The 1,698-nt window shown below is 42.0% G+C and carries 2 protein-coding genes; one reads left to right on the forward strand and one right to left on the reverse strand.

All coding sequences use genetic code 11. The features are described from left to right. Positions 1-265: pyrimidine/purine nucleoside phosphorylase (locus ACS8FD_RS13775; protein ID WP_439276289.1), on the reverse strand; the 265-nt coding region annotated here is incomplete at its 3' end. Between the two features lie 510 nt (positions 266-775). Here ACS8FD_RS13775 and ACS8FD_RS13780 point away from each other — a divergent pair. Then, positions 776-1,698, forward strand: a 923-nt coding sequence (locus tag ACS8FD_RS13780) for an AAA family ATPase (RefSeq protein WP_439276290.1), incomplete at its 3' end; no start/stop codon positions are given.

A 1,698-nucleotide genomic window follows, 5' to 3' on the forward strand; every position in this document is an offset into this window, starting at 1 on the left:
CCACGAACGATTGACCAGCGCGGTAGTAGCTAAACTCCTCATCGCCCTCTATTTTGACTTCACATTCGCCGCTAATAATCTCAATACGCTCTGAGGTATTGGTACTAAAGTGGTATCGTTCAACGGTATTGTCACAAGGTAAAATGACACCCAATGTTTTATGCCGGCCATCTTCGAACATAATAGTATGACTTGAGCAGCGCCCATCATACGTTACTGTAGCCTGAGCATTGACCGTTACGTTAGTATATTGTGCCGCTGACATAGTGGCTTCCTTATCAAATAATTATAGCTAAACTAAAAAATAAGTGTCTTATGACATTACAGTTTACATCTTCATACTGAACATAGCTTATTTTAAAATAACTGCTTTTAATATAGTTATTATTAAATAAGCAGATTATATTACTGGTTTGATAACCTAACCGCTTATAGACTCAAGTTTTACCTAGGCACGTCCCATCTTTGACAGACTATTATGTGTACATACTGTGGCATAAGTTTATGATTGAGTGAGTTTATGCTACCACATTATCTCTAAAAAGTTTGTTACAGCGATGCTGAAAATATTATCTATTCACCAAACTGACCATCTTCTAGTACCCTTAAATAATTGCTATGTATACCAATATTGATATAATTTGCTAGGGTTATGACCATTAATTAAATCCTCATTTAGTTTAGAATAAGACACCAAACACAGTTGCTTTTCACAGACCTTATCGTTAGTCTAACTAAGATTACCAATGCCAATTGCCTACCATGAGAGACTTTAATGCTTTTATCGTTAACCTTATATCAGTTTGCGCTGATTGCTGAACATGAGCTGAGCATGGCTGAAGGCTTTAATGTCATTACTGGTGAAACAGGCGCAGGAAAATCGTTGCTACTGGATGCATTATCGCTTTGTATCGGTGAACGAGCAGACAGTGCCATGGTCAGACATGGTGCGGCTCACGCCGATATCTACGCGCAGTTTGATGTGACAAATAATGCTGTTGTGTCCGACTGGTTTACTGAGCATGAGCGCTCTTTAGATGAGCCTGAGATATTGATTCGTCGTCAGCTAAGTAACAGCGGGCGCTCAAAAGCTTGGTTGAACGGAACGCCTGTGAGCCTAGCTGAATTGAAAAGTTTGGGTGCATTGCTTGTCAACATTCATAGTCAGCATGCGCAGCAAGCGCTACTAAAGCCGCAATTTGTAGTGCAGTGGCTTGATGAGATGGCTCAGTTAACTCCTTTAGCAGCGCAGACGGCGAGCAGTTACCAGCACTATCAACAGCTAAAACGTCAAGCGGATGAAATTGCTAGCCGCGAAGCCCAGCGTCAAGACCGTATTCAACTGCTACAAAACCAATTGGCAGATATTGCACCGTTATTGGCTGTCGACTATCATGATGTCGAAGCTGAGCATGAAGAGCTGTCTAATATAGAGGCCTTAATGACAGAGGCCAGTCAGGGTTTGCACTTGCTCGATAATGATAGCGATGAGCCTGATGTCATGACCTTACTTGGTCAAGCGATTAAACTGTGTGACCATCAAATAGGGGTTAGCCAAACCTTTGGGCAAGCCTCAGAGCAACTACATCTTGCGCAGCAGCAGATCACTGAAGTGACTGCTCTACTTTCAGATTATGCCGAACAACAACTTCCTGATCCTGAACGCTTGCAAACCTTGGACAGCCTGATAAGTCTTGG

The organism is Psychrobacter sp. 1U2 (assembly GCF_051847575.1).